This window comes from Sphingobacterium shayense (assembly GCF_013179575.1).
Classification (GTDB): domain Bacteria; phylum Bacteroidota; class Bacteroidia; order Sphingobacteriales; family Sphingobacteriaceae; genus Sphingobacterium; species Sphingobacterium shayense.
This window is the reverse complement of sequence record NZ_JABMCQ010000038.1, coordinates 12,602-27,387: the sequence shown is the minus strand read 5'-3', so window position 1 is coordinate 27,387 and position 14,786 is coordinate 12,602. Positions and strand designations below refer to the sequence as shown.

15 protein-coding genes and 1 pseudogene are annotated in these 14,786 nt (G+C 39.8%); 11 read left to right on the top strand and 5 right to left on the bottom strand.

Annotation, left to right across the window (positions count from 1 at the left end):
* The 4 genes and pseudogenes from HP439_RS06805 to HP439_RS06790 all read left to right on the top strand — a co-directional run.
* Positions 1 to 373, top strand: a pseudogene (locus HP439_RS06805) (TonB-dependent receptor); the annotation flags it as partial.
* A 189-nt stretch (positions 374 to 562) separates the two neighbouring features.
* Positions 563 to 1,084, top strand: a complete 522-nt coding sequence (locus HP439_RS06800) for a GNAT family N-acetyltransferase (protein WP_172389590.1) — start codon at positions 563 to 565, stop codon at positions 1,082 to 1,084.
* Between the two features lie 109 nt (positions 1,085 to 1,193).
* The gene (locus HP439_RS06795) at positions 1,194 to 1,748 is read left to right on the top strand and encodes a lipocalin family protein (protein ID WP_172389589.1); all 555 of its coding nucleotides are present in this window, start codon (positions 1,194 to 1,196) and stop codon (positions 1,746 to 1,748) included.
* Positions 1,738 to 3,045: a cryptochrome/photolyase family protein gene (locus tag HP439_RS06790; RefSeq protein WP_172389588.1), complete on the top strand. Its 1,308-nt coding sequence runs from the start codon at positions 1,738 to 1,740 to the stop codon at positions 3,043 to 3,045. The genes HP439_RS06795 and HP439_RS06790 overlap by 11 nt, the downstream gene beginning before the upstream one ends.
* Before the next feature lie 197 nt (positions 3,046 to 3,242).
* Here HP439_RS06790 and HP439_RS06785 read toward each other — a convergent pair whose 3' ends face one another.
* The 4 genes from HP439_RS06785 to HP439_RS06770 all read right to left on the bottom strand — a co-directional run bounded on the left by HP439_RS06785 (position 3,243) and on the right by HP439_RS06770 (position 7,916).
* A complete protein-coding gene (locus tag HP439_RS06785; RefSeq protein ID WP_172389587.1) occupies positions 3,243 to 4,190 on the bottom strand; it encodes an ABC transporter permease in 948 nt (315 codons plus the stop codon).
* 2 nt (positions 4,191 to 4,192) lie between these two features.
* Positions 4,193 to 5,230, bottom strand: coding sequence for an ABC transporter ATP-binding protein (locus tag HP439_RS06780; RefSeq protein ID WP_172389586.1), 1,038 nt, complete (start codon positions 5,228 to 5,230; stop codon positions 4,193 to 4,195).
* Between the two features lie 76 nt (positions 5,231 to 5,306).
* Positions 5,307 to 6,158 (bottom strand): COG1470 family protein, encoded by an 852-nt coding sequence (locus tag HP439_RS06775; protein WP_172389585.1) that lies wholly within the window; start codon positions 6,156 to 6,158, stop codon positions 5,307 to 5,309.
* A gap of 273 nt (positions 6,159 to 6,431) precedes the next feature.
* Positions 6,432 to 7,916, bottom strand: a complete 1,485-nt coding sequence (locus HP439_RS06770; protein ID WP_172389584.1) for an aminotransferase-like domain-containing protein — start codon at positions 7,914 to 7,916, stop codon at positions 6,432 to 6,434.
* Positions 7,917 to 8,156: 240 nt separating this feature from the next.
* Here HP439_RS06770 and HP439_RS06765 point away from each other — a divergent pair, with 240 nt between their 5' ends.
* The 7 genes from HP439_RS06765 to HP439_RS06735 all read left to right on the top strand — a co-directional run bounded on the left by HP439_RS06765 (position 8,157) and on the right by HP439_RS06735 (position 14,195).
* Entirely contained in the window at positions 8,157 to 8,612 is a 456-nt protein-coding gene (locus HP439_RS06765) for a DoxX family protein (protein WP_172389583.1), read from the top strand.
* Between the two features lie 61 nt (positions 8,613 to 8,673).
* Positions 8,674 to 9,114 (top strand): carboxymuconolactone decarboxylase family protein, encoded by a 441-nt coding sequence (locus HP439_RS06760; protein WP_172389582.1) that lies wholly within the window; start codon positions 8,674 to 8,676, stop codon positions 9,112 to 9,114.
* A 13-nt stretch (positions 9,115 to 9,127) separates the two neighbouring features.
* Entirely contained in the window at positions 9,128 to 9,748 is a 621-nt protein-coding gene (locus HP439_RS06755; RefSeq protein WP_172389581.1) for an FMN-dependent NADH-azoreductase, read from the top strand.
* Between the two features lie 93 nt (positions 9,749 to 9,841).
* Positions 9,842 to 10,276, top strand: a complete 435-nt coding sequence (locus HP439_RS06750; RefSeq protein ID WP_172389580.1) for a GNAT family N-acetyltransferase — start codon at positions 9,842 to 9,844, stop codon at positions 10,274 to 10,276.
* 476 nt (positions 10,277 to 10,752) lie between these two features.
* Positions 10,753 to 11,898: a TlpA disulfide reductase family protein gene (locus HP439_RS06745; protein WP_172389579.1), complete on the top strand. Its 1,146-nt coding sequence runs from the start codon at positions 10,753 to 10,755 to the stop codon at positions 11,896 to 11,898.
* Positions 11,899 to 12,042: 144 nt separating this feature from the next.
* Positions 12,043 to 12,246 carry a hypothetical protein gene (locus HP439_RS06740; protein WP_172389578.1) on the top strand — a complete coding sequence of 68 codons (204 nt, stop codon included), beginning with the start codon at positions 12,043 to 12,045 and terminating at the stop codon, positions 12,244 to 12,246.
* A gap of 467 nt (positions 12,247 to 12,713) precedes the next feature.
* The gene (locus tag HP439_RS06735; RefSeq protein ID WP_172389577.1) at positions 12,714 to 14,195 is read left to right on the top strand and encodes a sulfatase family protein; all 1,482 of its coding nucleotides are present in this window, start codon (positions 12,714 to 12,716) and stop codon (positions 14,193 to 14,195) included.
* Between the two features lie 43 nt (positions 14,196 to 14,238).
* Here the strand turns inward: HP439_RS06735 and HP439_RS06730 are convergent, their stop codons facing one another.
* Positions 14,239 to 14,637: a (deoxy)nucleoside triphosphate pyrophosphohydrolase gene (locus tag HP439_RS06730; RefSeq protein WP_172389576.1), complete on the bottom strand. Its 399-nt coding sequence runs from the start codon at positions 14,635 to 14,637 to the stop codon at positions 14,239 to 14,241.
* Positions 14,638 to 14,786 lie beyond the last annotated feature (149 nt).

The window sequence follows — 14,786 nt, the reverse complement described above, 5'->3', positions numbered from 1 at the left end:
TTATAGTCGGGACAAAGCTAAGTTTTCAACAGCATCGATGGACGACCGCTCCAGTAGCCAGTTTAACCTAAGTCTGGAAGGTCGTAATTACTTTTTTGACGACCTTACCCTAGGCTACGACTTGACCAAGCGATTCAATAGAGGGTATAATGCTGGTATCGGTGATCCCACATTTCTGACGGTTTATCTAGAGCATCGTTTCTTAAAAAATAAGCAAGCAGAGGTGCGACTGCAAGGCTTTGACCTGTTCGGACAAAACACAGGCATACAGCGCGATATTTTTGACAATGAAATCATTGATACCCGGAGTAATCGTCTGAGTACGTATTTCATGCTGTCTTTTAATTACCGGCTCCAGAATTTCGGCGGCTAATTCTTAGCTTCTAGAATCGTCAGCTGCTTACTATTGTAGCTGTATATATGGTCGGTGCTGGCAGAATAGCAATCGTCAAAACGAATAAATATTTCCTGTAAAATATTGCAATATGGCGGAGCAAACCACTAAGTTTGCTTATTCGATCATTTTCCCTTTATGAATTGAATACTCAAAATAATTGTAGTAATGGAAAACATAACGATAAGACAAGCGACGCAATATGATATCGTTCAATTGCAAACGATAGGAAAGGAGACATTTTCCGAAACTTTTTCTTCGAGTAACAGCAAAGAAAACATGGGAAAATATTTATCCGAGGGATTTTCTTCTGAAAAATTAGCTATGGAACTCCGCGATAAAAACTCGGAATTTTATTTTGCTGTGTCGGAAAATAAAATTGTTGGTTATCTAAAAATAAACTTTGGTTCCTCTCAAACGGAGTTAAAAGACCAAAAAGCCCTTGAAATTGAGCGTATTTATGTTTTAAATGCGTTTCACGGTAAGAAAGTAGGTCAGGCATTATATGAGAAAGCAATTGAGATCGCCAAAGAGAAATGTGCAGACTATGTTTGGTTAGGCGTTTGGGAGGAGAACCCCAGAGCGATTAGTTTTTACAAGAAAAACAATTTTGTCGAGTTCGATAAACATATTTTCCGGCTAGGCGACGATGAACAGACCGATATCATGATGAAGCTAAAACTGAATTAGAAACTAGATTGAAAGAAAAAACTGGTCGTTGCCAGCGCTTAGCGTCTACTATAGCTGTTGGCATGCGGTAATATTGGTTATCTTTCAAAATTGTTAATCAACGAACGCTATGTATAGAATACTAATATTTTTTTTCGTAACGGCATGCTGTGCTTTTTTATTTTCCTGCGCGTCTATTCCTAAAAATGCAAAACCCGTCGAGAATTTTGACATAAATAGGTATTTGGGAACCTGGTATGAAATTGCCCGTTTTGATTTTCGTTTTGAAAAAAACTTAGATAATGTCTCTGCGCAATATAGCCTGAACGAAAAAGGTGAAGTGATCGTCCTTAATAGTGGTTACAACTTTAAAGAAGGGGTATGGAAGAAAGCGGATGGCGTGGCAAAATTCAGAAAGGAAAAAAATATTGCGGCATTAAAAGTAAGTTTCTTCGGTCCGTTTTATTCAGGGTACAACGTGGTGGCGTTAGACGATAATTACCGATACGCTTTAGTCGCGGGAAAGAACTTAAATTATCTTTGGATTCTCTCAAGAGAAAAATCTATCCCGGAGGATGTTAAATCCAAATTTTTAGGAATTGCAAAGGAAATTGGTTTTGACACAAGCAAATTGATATGGGTAAAACATGAGAAAAACGACAACCCATTTCTAAATGAAAAATAAGGTTTCCATCTTTTGGTTTCGAAGGGATCTACGTTTAGAAGATAATGTGGGTTTATATCACGCGGTAGCTGGAAATCATCCTGTTCTCGCGATTTTTATCTTTGATAGAAATATTTTAGACCTTTTGGATGACAAAAAGGATAGGAGGGTCGACTATATCCATCAGGTAATCTCAAAAATTAATAGGCAACTTATTCAGCTAAATGGATCGTTGAATACATTTTACGGAAATCCGTTAGATGTTTTTAAGGAACTTTCTGAAAGATATGCCATTCAAGAAGTGTTTTGTAATAGGGATTACGAGCCGCTAGCTATTGATAGAGATGCCAATATCGACCAATTTTTACAAAAGAGGAGTATCCCCTTCCAGCAGTTTAAAGATCAGGTTATTTTCGATCGAAATGAGGTTTTGAAAAATGATGGAAGTCCATATACGGTTTTTACGCCGTATTCCAGGAAGTGGAAAGCACTGCTTAAAGAAAAAAATTATGAACCTTGTGATTCTTTCGGTGATAATTTTTTTAAGCAGAGCCCCTGTGAAGTTCACTCGTTAGATTCCATCGGCTTTCAGAAAACAGATCTTATTTTTGAAGAACCGGCACTACAGGCGACAATTATTGAATCCTATGGGAAATTCCGGGATTATCCAGCGGTAACCGGAACAACAGAAATCAGTATGGCGCTGCGATTTGGCACGATCAGTATCCGGAAATGTGTCGAAATAGCGCTCAGTTACGGTCATACCTGGCTAAATGAGCTGATTTGGCGGGATTTTTTTATGCAAATTTTATATCATTTTCCCTACGTCTATACCCGTTCGTTCAAACCAAAGTATGATTTAATCGCCTGGCGCAATAACGAAAAAGAATTTGCTGCGTGGTGCCAAGGTGAAACGGGGTATCCAATCGTAGATGCCGGAATGCGGCAACTGAACAAAACGGGAGAGATGCATAATAGAGTACGTATGATCGCAGCTAGCTTTTTGTGCAAGCATTTGCTGATCGATTGGCGCTGGGGTGAAGCGTATTTCGCGCAAAAATTGAATGATTACGACTTGTCGGCCAACAATGGGAATTGGCAATGGGCGTCAGGGTCGGGGTGTGATTCAGCGCCATATTTTAGAATTTTTAATCCCACGGCGCAAACTAAAAGGTTCGATAAGAACCTGGTATATATCAAAAAGTGGGTTCCAGAATTAGAAACAGAGCGTTATCCTGAATCGATTGTTGAACATAGATTCGCAAGAGAAAGAGCATTAAGAGTTTATAAAGATACCTTGGTAGAAAAAAAGCTATAAACCGGCCAACAGCTTTTTTACAAATCGGCCGGTTGCGTTTTTCTGTCAACGCTAAAAGCAGCAATCATTGGACTTCCCTGCAAGTAGACTTGATGCTTTCCAGGAGTTTTCGTTCGTCAAGTTTTGCACCTCGCCATCAATACGACGCAGATAGGGTCGAGAATAGGCGCTAGGGGACGACGGCTTTTCGATGATTTTTAGGTCCGGATCTCTTTGCGCATAAAAATATAATAACTAAGAGCGAAGCATAGTACTGTTGCGGCCAACAGCCCGCTGACCTGTGGCCAGACGATCATTAAACTATTCTGCAAGGAGAGGTGAGAGGGAATTGCGCCAATCATTTGCTCCATGGACAAAGGGCCTAGGCTCCGTACGGAGGGCATTAGTAGCGTAGTTATTGCGTCTGTATAAAGTTGACTCGGCGATAATCGCTGTATGTTCAAAATTATCTCATTGTACGCTAGAAACTCCTGCTCGGTGAGATAATTTGGGTTAGGCATGAAAGATCTGACCAAAAGGTTAACGATTATTGGAAAGAACACGGTAAAGAAAAGCCAGATTCCAATAGCGGTCAAAGCGGAGGTTGCGGAATTTCTGAATTTTATAGACAAGAAGATCGCTAGGCTTAACCAAAAGGCTACGTACAGCACACTTAGCGCGACGAAGGCTAGTATTCGGATGAATTCTTGTGGTTCAATTCTTACTCCGGTAAATAATAGTCCTCCACCCAGCATCATTAACACGAGTGCTAAGAAGAGTGTGCTAACGATGAGCAGTGGCGCTACAAACTTTCCTAGCAATATATTGTCTCTGTAAATGGGTTGTCCCATCAGTCGAACCAGCGTGCCGGCCTGAAGTTCAGAATTAATAGCATCAAACCCAAGTGCGATTCCAAGCAGAGGGCCGAGAAAGTTAAGAAAAATATGAAAAGGGGGGATGGAATTATCTGTAGCGGTTAATAACTTGAGATAAAGAAATGCTTGATCGGGCTCCTGATTGCTATTGAATACACTTTTTAGGTTTGCCATTGAAACGTACATTGACGCAGCAAACGTAAGAACGATCAAAATAATCAAGACAATAAACCGCCAACTGCGAATATGGGCAGCCACCTCTTTATTGATTAATATTTCTAAGGATTTCATATTTATATTCTCTTTTTCGTGTTTTTTGTTCTACCAACGGCCCGGCGATAGTTTTTATAAAACCTGTTGCGACCTTTGGGAGCGTCAAGTTCTTTTTTCTCCTCTTCAAAATATTTCCGATAGATATCTTCCAAGGAATAGGTTTTTCGGTTAACCGAGATAATATCTGCATTCCGGTGTACTAAGAAGCGAACGATTTGTGGGGTGTTTTCTTGTGAGGATTTTATTTCTAAATTATTTTTGTCTATGTTGACGGATTGAACAAACGCCAGACCTTTTAGCTCATTCTCCAGTTGTATAGGGTCAGTAGGAGGTTGAACTAGGTTAATCCATGAAGTGAATCCTTCGTTTTCTAAGAGATTTTTCTCAAGTGTATCTATTTCCCCTTCAACCAATAGTTTTCCTTTCACAAAGATTCCTACGCGATCACAAATCCGTTGCACCTGCTGCAAGTGATGCGAGGACAATAGTACCGTTAGCCCTTGTTTCTGGCTCAGCTGCTTAATCAGCGCGAGAAATTCGGTTATTCCTGTAGGGTCAATACCAAGTGTCGGCTCATCCATAATAACGACCTCTGGTTGTTTGATCAACACATCTGCCAGACCCAATCGCTGCTTCATCCCTCTTGAATAGGTCGAGGTCTTTTTATTCATAGCAGCGGTAAGTCCCACATCGGCTAATGTTTCTTTAGCTAAAGCATCGGCGTCAGTTAAAGAATGGCCATTAAGTCTGGCAATAAGACTAAGGTTTTCGAGTCCAGATAGATCGTCATAAAATCCTACCCGGTCGGGTAGGTATCCGACTTTCTGTTTCACCTGTATGGGGTTTCTTGTTGCGTTGATTCCGCAGACCATAGCCGTTCCTTCTGTAGGGTCGGTGAGACCGAGCATCATGAGAATACTGGTTGTCTTGCCTGCTCCATTAGGTCCCAATAGGCCGTATATTTCTCCTTTTTGAATGGTTAGATTGAGTCGATCGACTGCTGTGAATTCTCCGTAATTTTTGCTTAAATGCGTTAGTTTGATTATAGGAATACTCATTTCTTTTTACAAATAAAAATGGTGCGGTAATAGGACGGTTAAAAGGGGGAGTTCGGTCGTCCCCGATAGTCTTTGATTACCTCCTGCCGTATTTACGAATCAAGACAAACACCAGACCGATCGCAATTAATATTATAACGATACCTATCCAGCCTGAAAGTAGAGACGTTGTTACCATAAATCGGAATGAGGTTTCCGCCTGGGCGTCACTGTTTTTAACGGATAGTTTGGCAGCATAGTCGCCGGCGATAGTTTTCTCAGGTACCTTTATGGAAACTTGCACTTCGGCGGACTTGCCAACTTCAATCTGTTCAATTGTTGCCGGTTCAAATGTTGCTTCCCATTTGTTAGGTAATTGCGACTTTAGTTCCAGTTTATTCAGTGGAAGGGTTCCACTATTTTTAACGATCAATTTGAGCTCTTTTACTGCTCCGACGGTCACTTCATCGCTCAGACGCCCAGAGGGTGTAGTTAGCTCTACTGCATATGAACCTCTTAGGGCAGCCTCTAATGCTAAGGATAGCGTGTCTGTTTTTGATATCGCTTTAAAATTTAGATTGTATTTTGCCGGTTTGGCGGTTAAAGGAGCGTTTACCTCAATGTTAATATCACGACTTTGCCCTGCATCCATACGAATTGAGGTCACCTGACTACCATCTATTCGGTAGGTGGCCTGCCATCCCGCTGGCAACTGGGCGGTTAATTCGAAAATTTCGGGTTCGGCGGAACCATTTACTAACGTCGCGTTATACCTAAAGGGGTCTTTAGAACTTGCCTCAATATTGAGCAATTTAGCTTCGAAGCTAGATTGCTTAGCTATGAGCGTGGACTGCGCTTTTAAAACCGTTGTGATACTGCAACTTACAGCAATAAATAATACAAAAATTGATAATTGATAAAGTTTGATTGTTCGTAATTCTGTTAACATAATACAATAACTAAAATTTATTTATAGTAGAATCATAGTCTAATAAAATATTTTACGAGTGGATCGAGTCCGATCAGGCTTATTGTTTGCTAAATTAAAAATCAGAATAATAATTTTCAAAATTCAAATTGAAAAAAAATGTAAAAATATTTTTATAATTCGGTTTTTTTGAGCGCTGACATAATCTGTGGCGCATGTAATTATAAGCTATCTATCTGAGTTTAATAGGTATAGTTTATAAAAATTAATATTTTATAAATGAATGTATTGTGTTTATTTATGTAAATTATCAGTGTAAATAGAATCCTTTAGTATTTCTATTGCCATGGTCAACTGTTCGTCGTTGAGTGATGCAAAACCGAATCTAAAAGCATTGTACTGCGCACTGCTATTTTGATCATAGGTACTGCCTTTTATTTTTAAACCCTTTGTCGAGGCTCGTTCAATGATTTTTCCTAACGGGAAATCTGTACTCAATTGCAACCAAAGCGCCATCCCCCCATTGGGAGGAGTAAAACTAATAACATCGTCCAATTGCGAACTCAATAAATTGCCTACGAAGTTGCAGCGTTGCCTGTAAACTTTGTTTGCCTTTTGTATCAACTTTGTAAGTTCTCCACTCTCGATCAGACCAGAAATCACATGTTCGGTGAAGATATCTCCTCGTAAATCAATTAATACTCGCTTGGTAGCGGCAGCACGGATGAATTTTTCTGAAGCAATAATGTAACCTAATCGAAAGGGAGCCCCTAAAACTTTCGTCAAAGACCCTATATAAACGATGTTGCCCTGATGATCACCACTTGCTAACGGTAGATAGGGATCATGTTGAAACTGAAAATCATAATCATAGTCGTCTTCAATTACTGCGAGCTGATACTTTTTGATTAGCATAAGTAGATGATTGCGTCGCTGGGAACTCATGGTGACGGTCGTGGGGTGATGATGGTGTGGAATTACATAAATTAATTTGATCGTATGTTCTTTTAATATCTGCTCAACGATTTCAGTATTCATTCCGCCATCATCCACCGGAACGCGAATCAACTGGGCGCCAAACCCTTCGAAAATCATATTAGCAAAAAAATAACTCGGCTCGCAGACAATTACTTTATCGCCAGGTTTTATAATTAGTGAAGCGGCTACGTAAATCGCCATTTGTGCACCACGGGTAGTAAGAAGATTTTCTTGTTTGATATCTATCCCCCTAGTCTGATTTAAAAAGCCACACAGGGCATTTCTAAAATCAGGAGATCCTTCAGGTTCCCACCCCCGCGTTATCTTTTTTAGGGTGGGATAATCCAATGCTTTTTTATATTCTTTTAAAATTAAATGTGTAGGAAGCAGGGTGATATCGGGAAATCCATCATCGATGACAATTTCTGTTTTACTATATAATGATGATGCGTTGCTGAAATTTGGAAGCTCGTCATAGGTGAAGCCAGGGTCAGATGCAAAGGCTGCGATGCGGCCATCATTATAAGAACGAGGCCTAACGAGCGGTAAATTTGGAGAAACAATAAACCCCTTACGTGGTAAATTGTCGATCCAATCTTCGGAAACCAAGGTTTCGTATGCCGCTATTATAGTTTTTCGATGAAGGTCCAGTTCTAATGCGAGCATCCTCGTGCTGGGCAATTCTGTGCCTGGTAAAAGTTTTCCCTCCTGTATAAGTCGAACGAGTTGCAATGCAATTTGCTTAAATACAGCAATGTTACTGTTTTTATCTATAATAAGAAGATTTCTATACGGGAGCATATCGGCGTAGGGATCGAATAATAAATATTAAAAATAGCGAAAATATACAAGTTTTCAAAATTTCCAATGAATACTTATACTTAAACTATTGCAATATATTGATGTATATAAATATCTTTTTATAAGTGTTTTATAAGTTTAAAATATATTAAAGTGGTCTGGACTACTTTAATATAGTTATACTGGTCCGTCAAACGCGTTCCAAGAGATAGTAATTTTGTCTAATCAACATAAAAACGAATGAAAAATTTATATCCCATTTCCCAATTGATGTTGCGCCTGTCGATAGGAATAGGCTTTATATTGCCAGTGATGGACCGTCTGGGTTGTTTTGGCGTTTATGGTGAAGCAAATGTCGCTTGGGGAAGTTGGGCCGTTTTTGTGGCCTACACGCACCAATTAATGCCATATGTGAATGAACATGTAGCTTCTTTCTGCGGCTTTGTGGCCACGGTTCTAGAGGTTGTCTGTGGAATATTGCTTATTGTGGGGTATAAAGTGAGGTATACAGCGATAGCAAGTGCATGCCTTACGCTTGTGTTTGCATTGAGCATGCTGTTTTTCCTTCATTTTAAAGCTCCATTTAGTTATTCTGTATTTGTTGTTAGCTTTTCGAGCCTGCTTTTATCTACTTTCTCCCACTATCCCTGGAGCGTGGACGCGTATTTGGATAGCTATGGGAAATTAGACCGGTGATTTGGAGTCTTGCCAGATAAATTAAGTATAAAACGTTTTTAATAAGTTAATTATATAAGTTATGTCACACAGATTAAATGTTCAAGAATTATTTCCTGATGCGCACCGAGTATTAATGCAGCTATCAAAACTTGTCGCAGAATCAGGGATTGATATTAAACATCAAGAACTAATCAAAATTCGAGCGTCACAGATAAATGGGTGTGCGTTTTGTTTGAATAAACATTCCTCCGATGCTATAAAATATGGGGAGGATCCGAAGCGTTTATACGTCTTAAGCGCATGGCGGGAAGCAAAAGATTGGTTTAGCGAACCAGAGCAGGTTATTTTGCGAATGACCGAGGAAGTTACTTTGATTGCGAATCATGCATTGAGTGATGCGACCTACCGGGACGCTGTAACGCTTTTCGGGGAGGAAATGACAGCAAAAATAATAGTGGCTATAATCAATATAAACGCGTTGAACCGTATGGCTGTAGCAACAAGTAAGCATCCATTTTAGACCTTTCAAAAAGATGAGTAAAGTATTAATAATAAATGCAAGTGCCCGAAAAGAGCGGTCATTAAGTCGGCAGATGACGAATATGTTTGCTGAAACCTGGAAGGAAAAATATCCCAACGCAAATATTGTGTATCGTGAAGTCGGACAAGAGCATATTCCTCACGTGAGCGAAGAGTGGATTGCGGGAGCTTTTAAACCAGCTGAATTACGAACGGCTGAAAATGTAGAAGCGTTAAAGATTAGTGATTTATTAATTGCTGAATTAAAAGAAGCAAGCACGATTGTTCTCGGATCCCCAATGTACAACTGGTCTGTTCCCAGCGCGCTAAAGGCCTATATTGATCAGATATTACGGGTAAACGAAACTATTTTAATTGATAAAGAGCGTCCCCAAAACCCATATATAGGATTATTAAAAAATAAAAAAGTTTATCTCTTAATGGTTCGAGGAAACAATGGATATGGCCAAGGAGAATTTTTCGAACATATGGATTTTCAGAGTAAATATTTGAAAACGGTATTCAATGTTATGGGACTTGAAGATATTGAGGAGATAACCATAAATGGAGTTGAGTTTAAGGGGGAATCCATAGAATCGGCTGAGGAAAGGATAAAACAATTACTGAACAAATAATATAATACTTTTTTTCCGGTGCAGTTGTGTGCCTTTAGCCAGATCTGCACTGAATTTTAATAGCCATAATATAGTAATCAAAATAGCAAAAAAATGGAGTTTATAACAGCTGAAACAAGGGAACAAATAGCATTTTGCAAGGAAGCTCTTTTTGCCTTCAGAACAAATCTAGAGAGTAGCACGTATATCGATTCGATTATCGATATGATGAGGAATGAGGCTTTTACGCTTGTTTATATTCCCAACGAAGACAGCACCAAAGCTGCCGCTTTCACGGGATATAGGCTGATGCATACCTTACGAACGGGTTGGTCAATTTATATTGACGATTTGTACACTGACCCTCTGTACCGCGGTAAAGGATATGCTGGAGCCTTACTGGACTATGTGGACAAAATTGCTATCGATGCGGGAATTCGGTTCGTTCATTTGGATAGTGGTTATACGTTACACAACGCACATCGGCTTTATCTGAATAAAGGTTTTGTGCTTGCTTGTAATCATTTTGCAAAAAGCCTTTTGGTATAGCTGTTCTATCTGTGGAAGGGTAACGTATCTTTCGGATAAATTGGGCAAGCTCCTTACACTCCATTAGGAAACTCGTTTCTAACTGCGTGTGTGGAAAAATACCATCTCGACGATAAACCGCCTCGAAAAGACGCAACTTTAGCCCGAAGTGGAGACGAATTATTTGTCATAGTAAAATTATATATTGATTTGTGAATAATTAAAATAAGGAGGTTCTAACAGGGCGATCTATTACATCGAATGCTGTACTTAATTACAGCATCGGATGCGAATAACCGATTTGATAGACCATATCAAAGAAAGTCTAAAAGTATTATTTGTTAACCATAAAATATCTATCTTGGGAGAAATATAATATAAATACACGAAGAAATCCCCGTTTAGAGGCGCTCTTATGTATTTGGGTTCTGTTTTAATAATTCGATCGATCTGTCGTGCTTGGTTTTATGCATAATCTTTAAACTAATGTATTTGCTATGTCAAAATTCATAATTGCGTATCTATCTATTATTTCTTTATTTTCATTCGCGTTTGCTCAATCAGATATAACTATACGTGGAAGTATTGCGGAGGTCCAGCAGGGAAGAGTGTGGATACTGAGGGATGACGATGATGCGTTTTTTGATGATTCTTTTGAAAAGTTAGAAGATTCGATCGTTGGCGGGAAGTTTTCTTTTTCTGGAAAAATAAACCATCCGGAAATGCTCAGGGTTAGGTTTGCAAATGATGAGATTGATTTTATCAGTGAACCTTTTTTTATTGAGGGCGGTGAATTAGAATTGTCGATAAGCTCTGATGAGTCGCTCAAAAATGATGTCCTGGAAACGGGATTCGCAGCGAATGTATCCGGATCAAAAACTCAAGATGAATTTGTGACAGCGTTTCTGCCGAGCTTTGGCGAAGTATTGGCCCGAATCGAGACGATAGAACGAAAGCAGACGGATTGCGATACGATTAGTGATCTTTCTGAAAGAAATAGGTGCAGGATTTCTATAATTAAGGATAAGGAACAGGTCGGTATTTCTCGGGACAGCATTTTGCACGCCTATGTGGCTAACCATCCTTCGTCCGCTATTGCCCCATGGCTATTAAAAGGCTTTATCTTTTATCATGGCTACAACGATTATTTGTCGAAGTCGTTTAACATCATATCAGCGACATTGTCTCCTCCGATGAGACAACACTTAGATTCTATGCTCTTAGTGGAAAAACGAAAAGCAGTCGGGAGTGTCTTTCCATTGTGGGGTATTGTAGAACCGAAAATAGAAATGGCCGCTTCGAGAAGAAACAAATATACCCTGGTGGATTTTTGGTTTAGCGGCTGTCTGCCATGTATCGCCCGGTTTGAAGAATTAAGAGAGGTATATGAAAAATACGAGCCTGAGGGCTTCGAAATTGTTGCGATTTCGACGGATAAGATTAAAAATCAAAAGGAGTACCAATCGATCCTACGGGAGAAGCAATACCCCTGGAAGCAAATACTTGACCTTAATGGTGAAAAGTCGAAAGCAATAGCGATAAGAAAATATCCTACGACCTACCTTATCGACGCCAAAGGTGTGATTATCGATCGAGATCTAGATCCTTTGCGATTAGAAGAGTACCTGAAGCAAAATCTATAGCACCCTTGCCATACACTTTAATTGAATAAAATCGGTATGATAAACTTTTTATTGCACGAGGGGGACTATTTTTAAGTGGAATTCAAACCCTATGGTTTGTTATTTGTTAATTAACATAACGATTGATATACAAATAAATAGGTCATGGAACACTTCACCGATGAAAGAATAAGGGAATTGATAGTTTCGTGTTTAGACAATGGAAACTGTATAAATGAGCGTGAGCTCTATTCCATAAATCCAGATAAAAGCGAAGCTATCGAAGTTGTCAGAAGATTATCGAAAGAGATTTCTTATGATATCGAAGCTAATTTAGGGGATGATGGGAATTTATATTTGACCACATAGCGACATGTACTCTTGTTTTATGATATAGCTGGGATTTTTTTCGGCATTGCTGCTTTAAGCTTAAAAGGTCGGTGTGGGTAGAAATTCTCTCCGATTTTGGCAGATACTAAAGGGGGCAGGGAAATTTTGAGTTTGCGCTAAAACGCAGCGAATAGACAGAAAGAATAATCATCCCAACCAACCTGCGCGTCCGTGTAACAGACACAAAGATGTAGGATGTCCCAGAATGGGATTGTACGCGACGACGAAGATAAGTTCTACGCACTTATCAAATTACGTCTCTAGAAACGAGTTTCGTTCGACAAGGAACCCTTATCCTAGCACCATGCTACGGTTACGAAACAAATTTAAATATCAACCGCTAAAAAAAGCCGTTCCTGGTCAATGCGTTCCAATTCTAGCTATGAAAAAGATATTTAGTTGTATATTACAACTAGTTATAAACTTAACCAATAAAAAATTAAAGCATGATATGTGACAGAATATTTTTAATAACATCGTTAATATTTTATGCCTACACCTCATTTTCTCAATCGGAGCCGATTAGTCGACCTAATATAGTTTTGATTATTGCCGATGATATCGGAGCGAAGGATTTAAGCTGTTTCGGTAGCCAGAATGTGAAAACACCTAATATTGATGCGCTCGCATCCTCGGGGATGCTGTTTCATAATATGTACGTTACCACCAGCAGCTGTAGCCCTAGCAGATGTAGTGTAATTACAGGTAGGTATCCTCATAATACGGGTGCTCCGGAATTACATGACCCGCTTCCAGCAGATCAGTTCATGTTTCCGGAGGTGCTCAAAAAGGAGGGATATTATACGGTGCTCTCGGGTAAAAATCATATGGGCCCCACGGTGAAAAAGGCATTTGATTTAGTGTCGCCCGGCAAGGGCCCAGGGGCAGAGGAAGACTGGGTGTCCATCCTTCGGGAGCGACCAGAAAACAAACCTTTTTTTATGTGGTTCGCCTCGAATGACGCGCACAGGGATTGGCAATTTGATGAAAATGGTGATATATACAACCCGGAAGGAGTGAGCGTGCCACCGATGCTGTTTGACGGTCCCCAGACGCGCAAAGATATGACGGGCTATTTCCATGAGATTTCTCGGTTAGACAGCTATGTTGGGAAGATAGTAGCTGAATTAAAACGCCAAGACGTGCTGAAGAATACATATATAATTTTTATGAGCGATAATGGTAGTCCTTTTCCCAGAAATAAAGTTCGGTTATACGACAGTGGTATTAAAAGCCCCTTTATTGTTGCTGGCCCCGGAATACATTCTATGGGAACGAATACATTGCTTAGTGCAGTTGATATTGCTCCCACCATTATGGATATGGCGGGCATACCCCAAGACCAACGGATCCAGGGTAAAAGCTTTTTAGCGGTGCTGCAAGGGGAGGGTAAAACTATTCGGGATTTTGTTTTTGCTGAACATAACTGGCATGTTTTTCAAAGCTATGAACGTATGGTTCGATATAAAGATTGGGTGTATATTCGGAACGGTTACCCTGAGAGACAAAACCTTGCGAGCGAATCCGCAATGAATTTTCCGGCCGGACGAGAGCTTTGGGATGCGTATGAGAGGGGATTACTAGTCGAAAATCAAAAGGATGTTTTTTTGAAGCCGAGACCTGCCGAGGAATTATATAACGTTTCAAAAGATCCCTTTCAATTTATCAATGTGGCTTCCACTGCGGGAAATAAAGAGATATTAAAGTATCTAAGCGATATTCTTGATCTATGGATTGAACAGACCGGTGATTCACAGCCTCAAAACCCAACACCCGATCGTGACGATATATACGGTAAGAGGCTGGCTGGAGAATGGAAAAAAGGCGATAAACCGGGGGAGCGAAATAACGCAGGAGGAATAACACGCTCCGGTCCTATACTTGAAAAAGAACTCTTCACAAAGAATCCAAGATACAAAAACCAATAGCACCTGTTGCCTTCGTTTACGTTCTGGGAAAAAGATTATGCGATTAAGTATATTTCAAGGGGTGTAGCTTCAGATATTCTTTGACGATCGGTATGTCGGCGTCTGCCCAGTCATAATTCATCAGTTCACCGGGAGATACCCAGCGAATTTGCGCATGCTCTACCGGTTGAACTGTCCCGGATTCGATAGAACAAATAAAAGGGTAGAGGCGAACGGAAAAATCAGGGTAGTGGTATTCTACCATCGTCAGTTCTTCACCGATGCGGATATTTGTTCCCAGCTCTTCAAATATTTCCCTTTTTAGGCAGTCTTTTTTTGACTCATCCGCCTCGATCTTTCCTCCGGGGAATTCCCATTTCAAAGGGAGTTTCATCGAGGAGGAACGCTGGCAAATTAGCACTTTGTTATTGTGTTTTAATATGGCGCAGGTCACACGTATCATTGTGCTTTAAAGATAAGGATATCGCTGTAAATCGTAGAATTTACTATTTATAATATTTTTGATTTTGTCTGGCGGTGTATAAAATCTGTTGGTGCCAAATCGGAAGGGTCGATTATTTTTTAATGCAAATATCTGATGCGGTAAATAGA